The 7,810-nt window shown below is 68.8% G+C and carries 8 protein-coding genes and 1 pseudogene; 5 read left to right on the top strand and 4 right to left on the bottom strand.

The genetic code is table 11. The features are described 5' to 3' along the window. Both FXN61_RS45060 and FXN61_RS45055 read left to right on the top strand, forming a co-directional pair. Positions 1-434: EamA family transporter (locus tag FXN61_RS45060; RefSeq protein ID WP_167979949.1), on the top strand; the 434-nt coding region annotated here is incomplete at its 5' end. Between the two features lie 99 nt (positions 435-533). Then, complete coding sequence (locus tag FXN61_RS45055) at positions 534-1,250, top strand: spermine/spermidine synthase domain-containing protein (RefSeq protein ID WP_167979948.1); 717 nt, start codon at positions 534-536, stop codon at positions 1,248-1,250. 19 nt (positions 1,251-1,269) lie between these two features. On the opposite strand, the gene FXN61_RS45050 is transcribed toward FXN61_RS45055, so the two are convergent. Continuing rightward, positions 1,270-1,476, bottom strand: a complete 207-nt coding sequence (locus FXN61_RS45050; protein ID WP_167979947.1) for a hypothetical protein — start codon at positions 1,474-1,476, stop codon at positions 1,270-1,272. A 352-nt stretch (positions 1,477-1,828) separates the two neighbouring features. On the opposite strand from FXN61_RS45050, the pseudogene gap reads away from it, so the two are divergent. Together gap and FXN61_RS45040 are read left to right on the top strand one after the other, a co-directional pair. Then, a pseudogene (gene gap / locus FXN61_RS45045) lies at positions 1,829-2,826 on the top strand (type I glyceraldehyde-3-phosphate dehydrogenase). Positions 2,827-2,896: 70 nt separating this feature from the next. Beyond that, positions 2,897-3,736: a lipoyl protein ligase domain-containing protein gene (locus tag FXN61_RS45040; protein WP_167979946.1), complete on the top strand. Its 840-nt coding sequence runs from the start codon at positions 2,897-2,899 to the stop codon at positions 3,734-3,736. A 135-nt stretch (positions 3,737-3,871) separates the two neighbouring features. Here the strand turns inward: FXN61_RS45040 and FXN61_RS45035 are convergent, their stop codons facing one another. Both FXN61_RS45035 and FXN61_RS45030 read right to left on the bottom strand, forming a co-directional pair. Further along, on the bottom strand, positions 3,872-4,894 hold the full coding sequence (locus tag FXN61_RS45035) for an LLM class flavin-dependent oxidoreductase (RefSeq protein ID WP_167979945.1): 1,023 nt from the start codon (positions 4,892-4,894) through the stop codon (positions 3,872-3,874). Between the two features lie 89 nt (positions 4,895-4,983). Further along, positions 4,984-5,727 (bottom strand): SDR family NAD(P)-dependent oxidoreductase, encoded by a 744-nt coding sequence (locus tag FXN61_RS45030; RefSeq protein ID WP_167979944.1) that lies wholly within the window; start codon positions 5,725-5,727, stop codon positions 4,984-4,986. Positions 5,728-5,822: 95 nt separating this feature from the next. Between FXN61_RS45030 and FXN61_RS45025 the strand changes: the two genes are divergently transcribed. After that, positions 5,823-6,431, top strand: coding sequence for a TetR/AcrR family transcriptional regulator (locus FXN61_RS45025; RefSeq protein WP_312878487.1), 609 nt, complete (start codon positions 5,823-5,825; stop codon positions 6,429-6,431). A gap of 420 nt (positions 6,432-6,851) precedes the next feature. Here FXN61_RS45025 and FXN61_RS45020 read toward each other — a convergent pair whose 3' ends face one another. After that, positions 6,852-7,547 carry an SDR family oxidoreductase gene (locus FXN61_RS45020; protein WP_167979943.1) on the bottom strand — a complete coding sequence of 232 codons (696 nt, stop codon included), beginning with the start codon at positions 7,545-7,547 and terminating at the stop codon, positions 6,852-6,854. Between the last annotated feature and the right edge of the window lie 263 nt (positions 7,548-7,810).

Below are 7,810 nucleotides of genomic sequence, written 5' to 3'. Positions count from 1 at the left end.
CGAGCCGCCCGCGCTCCAGCTTCACCCGCTCCAGCAGAGCCCTCACGGCGTTCTCGTCGTGGATGTCCAGCGGCACCACGGACGCCGAACCCGGCTTGCTCCCGTTCACCGCCACGTTCGGCGACCTGCCCCTGTTCGGCACGACCACGGCCTGGTGGGTGCCACTGCTCGTCGTCGCGGTCTTCGGCACGGCGCTGGCCTACGCGACCGGCATCACCGCCTCGGGGCTGCTCGGGTCGCGGCTCGCGTCGTTCGTCGCACTCCTGGAGGTCGTCTCCGCGTCCCTGTTCGCCTGGCTCCTGCTGGGTGAGAAACTCACTCCGTTGCAACTCGTCGGCGGCCTGCTGATCCTCGGCGGCATCGCCTCGGTCCGAGCTGAGCGGACCGCGGTGGAACCGGCCGTCGCGCCCCCGGTCGCGGCATCCTGCCCGTAACAGGTCCACGAGGTACGGTGCCGACCACGATGACCGATCAGCACGAATGCCGATCAGTCTCCATCTCTCTTCTGCCGGCGCCACGGAGCTGACCAACGCATGAGTGCTCGTTTCCAGGAACTCGACTGGCGCCAGACGCCTCTGGGTGAACTCACCCTGCGCCGAAGGCGTGATCCCGGCAGCGGCCAGGAGATCCACGAGATCAAGCTCAACGACGAGTTCCTGATGTCCAGCCTGTTCACCGTCGCCGAGGTGGAGCTGGCCCGCCTGGCACTCGCGGAGTTGCCGCAGAAACCCCTGCACGTGGTCGTGGGCGGCCTCGGACTCGGCTACACGGCACAAACCGTGCTGGAGCACCCGCACACCGGTTCGCTGCTGGTCGTCGACGCCCTCAACGAGGTGATCGAATGGCACCAGCAGGGACTCATCCCCGCAGGAGAGGCACTGGCGGCCGACGGGCGTTGCCGCCTCGTCCACGGCGACTTCTTCGCCATGCTCCGCTCCGGGCAGGGCTTCGACCCGGCAGAGCCCGGCAGGCTGTTCGACGCCATCATCGTCGACATCGACCACTCACCACGCCACCTGCTGCACCCGAGCAACGCCGACCTCTACCAGCCCGAGGGCCTGCGGCGTCTCGCCGACCTGCTGTCCCCCGGCGGAATCTTCGCGCTGTGGTCCAACGACCCGCCCGACGAGGAGTTCACCGCCACCCTCGCGACGGTCTTCACCGCGGTACGGGCTGAGATCATCAGCTTCCCCAACCCCTTGCAGGACAAGGACTCCACCAACACCGTCTATCTCGCGAAGCGAAGCTGACCACAGGCCGCAGCGGGATTCAGGCCACGCTCTCGGCGTTCGCCGGTCCGTCGGCCGGTTCGTGGAAGAGGCCGGTGTACGAACGCTGCTCCTCCGCGGGCGGAGGGCCGGGCCTCGTGCTGGGGTGATCCGTGTCCGGGTGGCTGAAGAGCCCCTCCGCGACGAACTCGGTGGTTGGTCGTGCTCCGTCTTGCGCATCGTCACGCGAAACGAACTGGTTCTGCATGGGTTCCGACTTTCTCTGCGTCCTGTGCGTGCTCACGGCGAGTGGTGCTGGAGCCGGAGCGGCCGCACGGCGCTGGGGGGTCCGGGGAAGATCTGACGAAGTCAGGCCCCGATGAGGTCGAGAGTACACCGTTCGCGTGACCTACCTGTTCGTACTCGCCGGTGCGCTCGGCCAATGGTCGAAATGAGCATTCTCATCCAGTGAGCAGCCGCGGTCACCGGGCCACGCCTCAGGCATGAAAGCGGTACTCTCGGATCGTCGGCAAGATCGCTATCGGCATGGCACCGGCCGTGTTCCCAGGTCCAATTCCGCCATCTGCACGGCCGCGTCCGCGAATTGAAGGGGCATCGGCTTGACTCGCATCGCCATCAACGGATTCGGCCGCATCGGACGTAATGTCCTGCGCGTTCTGCTCGAACGCGACAGCGACTTCGAAGTCGTCGCGATCAACGACCTGACCGAGCCGGTCGCACTCGCGCGGCTGCTCAAGTTCGACACGACCTCCGGCCGCCTCGGCCGCCCGGTGGAGGTCGACGGCGACACCCTCGTCGTCGACGGCCGGCGCATCAAGGTGCTCGCCGAGCGCGAGCCCGCACAGCTGCCGTGGAAGGAACTCGGCGCCGAGATCGTGCTCGAGTCGACCGGCCGGTTCACCTCCGCCAAGGCGCGAGCGCCCACCTCGACGCGGGCGCGAAGAAGGTCCTCGTGAGCGCCCCGTCCGACGGCGCCGACGTCACGCTCGCGTTCGGCGTCAACAGCGACCTGTACGACCCCGACACGCACACGATCGTCTCGAACGCCTCGTGCACCACCAACGCGCTGGCGCCGTTGGCCTCGGTCCTGGACGAGCTCGCGGGCATCGAGCACGGCTTCATGACCACCGTGCACGCCTACACCCAGGAGCAGAACCTGCAGGACGGCCCGCACCGCGACGCGCGCCGGGCTCGCGCGGCCGCCGTCAACATCGCACCGACCACCACGGGTGCCGCCAAGGCGATCGGCCTCGTGCTGCCGAACCTCGACGGCAAGCTGTCCGGTGACTCGATCCGCGTGCCCGTCCCGGTGGGCTCCCTGGTCGAGCTCAACACGACCGTCGCCCGCGACGTGACGCGGGACGACGTGCTCGCCGCCTACCGCGCAGCAGCGGAAGGCAAGCTCGCGGGCGTCCTCGAGTACTCCGACGACGACCTGGTGTCGTCCGACATCACCGGCAACCCGGCGTCGTCGATCTTCGACTCGAAGCTCACCCGCGTCGACGGCCGCCACATCAAGGTCGTCGCCTGGTACGACAACGAGTGGGGCTTCTCGCACCGCGTCGTCGACACGCTGGAGCTCCTCGCGAACCGCTAGTTCGAAACAACGTTCGCGAACCACCGGTCGGACCTGGCCGCCGAGGCCGAACGCCGGGGCGCCTGGAGCGATGAGCGAGGTCGTGGTCGACAATCGCGGCGTGCCGACTGCGAAGAACCACACCCGACTTCTGGTGTCCGGGAGCTCCGGGTCGGCGGTGACCGAGTTGATGATCCCGGCGCTGTTGCTGCGCGGGCCCAACGCGGGCTGGTCCCAGCTCGTCCACATCTACGTGCCCCACGGTCCCGTCGTCGCCTTCAGCGGCCGGGACCTCCGGTCGCCCGGCATCGCCGCGGCCACCGAGGTGGCCCGTTCGGCGGGGTTCGAGGCAGTGGTCCGGTCGCCGGGTGGACGGATGGTCGCCTACGACAGCGGCGCTGTCGTGATCGACCACCTCGACAGCACGTCCGGCATCCGTCACGCGGGCCGCTCGACCTTCGCCGAGAACGCCGAGAGCCATGCGCGGGTGCTGCGCGGCCTCGGTGACATCGACGCCCGCGTCGGCGAAGTGGACGGCGAGTACTGCCCCGGCGAGTTCAGCGTCAACGTCGAAGGCAGGACGAAGGTCGTGGGCTCGGCGCAACGCGTCACCAGTACAGGTTCCCTGTTCAGCACGGTCGTCCAGGTCACCGTCTCGGACCGAGTGCGTGCCGTGATCACGGCCGTGTCGGAGGCGCTCGGCTACGACCTGCGAACGAGCACCATCGCGGGCTTGGCCGACTACGCGCCCGCGCTGACCGCCGAGGACGTCGCCGCGGCCTTCGCGTCGGACTACCGCGGCCGGCTCGGCCTGACCGACCGGCGGTTGCCGACGGAGGTGGTCGCGCACGCGTCGACCGTCACGCCGGACTTGCACAGCGCGACGCCCTTCCACGTCGATGACTGGACACGAGCGAACCCGATTTCCTGAATCCGCGGGGTTGTTCAATTCACGAGTCGACAGCCAAAAACGTTCGAGTGAATGTCAGCAGCGCGCCAACGGAATACCGCAAGCGACGCGGACGGCGGTGGCTCGGCTTTTCACCGCGCCACCGCCGTCCGAAACTCAGCGCCAGCCGAGCGCAGGCGCGACGTGCAGGAGGATGTTCTCGACCACGTGCGCGCTGTAGTCGACACCGAGCTGGTTGGGCACGGTCAGCAGCAGCGTGTCGGCTTCGGCGATCGCCTCGTCCTCAGCCAGCTGCTTGATCAGCACCTCGGGCTCGGCGGCGTACGAGCGCCCGAAGATCGCCCTGTTCGGCCCGTCGATGAAGCCGACCTGATCGGTGCTCTCGCCATCACCGCCGAAGTACGCGTCGTCCAGGTCGGTGGTGAGCGCGAAGATGCTGCGCGACACCGAAACACGCGGCTCGCGCTGCCACCCGGCCTCCGTCCAGGCCGCGCGGAACGCCCGGATCTGCTCAGCCTGCTGAACGTGGAACGGCGCCCCGCCCTCGTCGAACTTCAGGGTCGAGCTCATCAGGTTCATGCCCTGCTCAGCCGCCCACACGGCGGTGCCGTTGGAACCCGCGCCCCACCAGATCCGGTCGCGCAGACCCGGCGAGTGCGGCTCGAGCCGCAGCAGCCCAGGAGGGTTCGGGAACATCGGCCGCGGATTGGGCCGCGCGAAACCCTCGCCCTCCAGCACCTTCAGGAACACCTCGGAGTGCCTGCGGGCCATGTCGGCATCGGTCTCACCCTCGCCGGGCTGGTAGCCGAAGTTCCTCCACCCGTCGACGACCTGCTCGGGCGATCCCCTGGAGATGCCGAGCTGCAGCCTCCCGCCGGCGATGAGGTCGGCGGCACCGGCGTCCTCGACCATGTACATCGGGTTCTCGTACCGCATGTCGATCACACCGGTACCGATCTCGATGCGCTCGGTCTTCGCACCGATCGCCGCCAGCAACGGGAACGGTGACGCGAGCTGCCTGGCGAAGTGGTGCACCCGGAAATAGGCGCCGTCCGCGCCCAGCTCCTCCACTGCCACCGCCAGGTCGATCGACTGCAGCAGCGTGTCCGCCGCGGACCTCGTCTGCGAGTGCGGGCTGTCCGACCAGTGCCCGAACGACAGAAAACCGATCTTCTTCATACCGTGCGAAGCACTTCCATCCCGTTAGTTGATACTTCAACCAGACTACAACGTGGAACGCGACGGCACCCGCGGGAATTCCGGTTGCTTCAGAACTGGTTCTCACCGCCGTCGACGTAGAGGTTGGATCCGACGATGAAACTGCTCTGGTCCGACGCGAGGAACGCGACCGCCGCGGCGACTTCGTCCGACGTCCCCAGCCGCCCGATCGGCACGCGGGCCGCGAAGCCCGCCTTGACCTCCTCGGCGTTCTCCTCGCCGACGATGGCCGCGATCGCGGGGGTGTCGATCGTGCCCGGCGAGATCGCGTTGACTCGAATCCCCCGCCCTTTCAGCTCGTTGGCCCAGGTCCGGGTGTACGAGCGCAAGGCGGCCTTGGTCGCCGCGTACGTGCCGAACTCCGCCACACCGTCGTCGGCGCGGACCGAGCAGTTCACGATGACCGAGGAGCCTTCGTTGAGCAGGGGCAGCGCCTTCTGCACGGTGAACAGCGTGCCGCGCACGTTGACATCGAAGATCTGGTCGAAGTGCTCCTCCGTCGTCTGCTCCAGCGTCGCGAAACCTGCCACAGCGGCGTTGACGAAGAGCGCGTCCACCCCCTTGCCCCTGGCGCGGACCGCGTCGTAGAGCCGGTCCAGGTCGGCCAGGTCCGCGATGTCGCCCCGCACCGCGGTGGCGTCGCCGATGGCGTCGACCGCCGCGTCCAGTTCGGCCTGGCGCCTACCGGTGATGAAGACGTGCGCCCCCTCTGCTGCGAGACGCCGGGCGGTGGCGAGGCCGATGCCACTGCTCCCACCGGTCACGACCGCCGTCTTGCCCTCGAACTGAGCCATTGCCGCTACCCTCCACAGAGTTCCGTACCGATCGGTACTGAAAGCGACGGTAGCACTTACGAACCGATCGGTACGGAAGGGGTAGCCTGGGAGGCGTGACAGGTCACGGGAGCACCGTTGTCGGCAGGCCGAGAGGCTTCGACGCCGACGAGGCGCTTCACCAGGCGATGCTCGTGTTCTGGAAGCAGGGCTACGAAGGCGCCAGCCTCACCGACCTGACCAACGCCATGGGCATCACCAAAACGAGCATGTACGCGGCGTTCGGCAACAAGGAGCAGCTGTTCCGCAAAGCGCTGGAGCGCTACACCGAGGGGCCGGCCGCGTACGGGCTGCGCGCCATGGAAGAGCCGACCGCCCGAGCCGTGGCGACGGCCTTCCTGAACGGCGCGGTGCGGACCACCACCCAGCCGGACTGTCCAGCCGGATGCATGGGCGTCCAGGGCGCCCTTGCCGCCGGGGACGCCGGTACGCCTGCTCACGAGGCACTGGTGAAGTGGCGCAACGTCGCCTGCCGCCGTATTGAGGAACGCTTCCGGCGCGCGGTCGAGGAAGGCGACCTGCCACCGGACGCCAGCGCACGGGGGCTCGCCCTCTACGTCACGACAGTGGCCTTCGGCATCGCGGTCCAGGCCACCGGCGGCATCGGCCGCGCGGACCTGCAGGAGGTCGCCGACGCGGCGCTGCACAACTGGCCGCCGGCCTGACCGCCGTCGTCACGGCGGCTGGGCGGAGTTCCGCGGTAGCGGGCTGTTCGCGTGGTACCGGACCGGACTCGCGCGGATGTCGCGATGCGCACCGCGAGTGTTCCGGACGCGGACCGGGATCGGGACCCCGCTCGGCTTCGGCGCGGCGGGATGCTCGTCGACGTTGGCGGTCTGGCGGCGGCGACTTCCTCTTCCAGGACTCCTCCGGCAGAGGCCGCACCAGCAGCTCGACGTCGGCCAGAAGTCCCTGTGCCGCACGGAGTTCCTCGGCAATGCGCTCGCGCCGCGTGCGCAGCACGACGTTGCCCGTGCGGGCGTCTTCCAGTTGCCGGGCAAGGGACTCCGCGTGCGAAAGGGCCGCGTCGCGGTCGGCGGTGAGCAGCCTCAGCTTGGCCGCCTCGGTCTTGGGCACCCGGACCGTCACCAGACCACTGGGCCGGCTTTGTCGAAGAAGCCGCCGGTCGGGCCGTCGGCGCCGATGGTGGCCATGCGGACGATGATGTCCGCGCCCTCTTCGACGGTGGCGGGGCCCTGGTGGCCGTTGAGGTCGGTGGCGGTGTAGCCGGGGTCGACGGCGTTGAACCGGATGGACGGGAAAGCCTTGGCGTACTGCGAGGTGATCATCACGAGTGCCGTCTTGGAGGAGTTGTAGTCCAGCAGCATCACGCCGTGCTCGACGCGGTTCGGGTCGGCCGTTGCCGCCAGCGATCCCAGGCCGCTGCTCACGTTGACCACGACCGGTGCGTCGCCCGACTCGAGCAGCGGCAGGAATGCGTGCGTGACGCGCACAACGCCGAACACGTTGGTGTCGTAGGTGTTCCGCATGTCCTCCGCGGTGACCTCGCCGACCGGCTTTCCCGCGCCCGCGATCCCGGCGTTGTTCACCAGGACGTCGAGACTTCCTGCCTCCTGACGGATGATCTCCGCGGCGGCCTTGACGGAGTCCTCGTCGGTCACGTCGATCTGAACGAAGCGAGCGCCCAGGCTCGCGGCGGCCTGCTGTCCGCGACCGGCATCGCGTGCGCCGACGTAGACGGTGTGTCCCGAGGCGACCAGGCGGCGGGCGGTCTCGTAGCCCAGGCCCTTGTTCGCTCCGGTGATGAGTGTGGTGGTCATGTCTTCCTCCGTGATTCGGTGATGGCTCCACCCTCGCCGCACCCGGAGCGGACAGGCAGTACCGCGCTTTGCCTGTGGACTGCCAGTACCAGGCTGTTCGAGCACGGCGGCCGGATACTGGGCACGTGAGCGCATCGGCGAACGTCGGCACCGGTCTGGGCAAGGCACTGCGCGGCTGGCGTGACCGCACAGATCCGGCGGCCGTCGGGCTGCCCGCCGGCGGGACACGCCGGGCAGCGGGGCTGCGGCGCGACGGAGCTGGC

The sequence above is a fragment of the Lentzea indica genome (assembly GCF_012184385.1).
GTDB classification, from domain to species: Bacteria; Actinomycetota; Actinomycetes; order Mycobacteriales; family Pseudonocardiaceae; genus Lentzea; species Lentzea indica.
The sequence above is the reverse complement of the archived record's forward strand: the minus strand, read 5'-3'. Positions and strand labels throughout refer to the sequence as shown.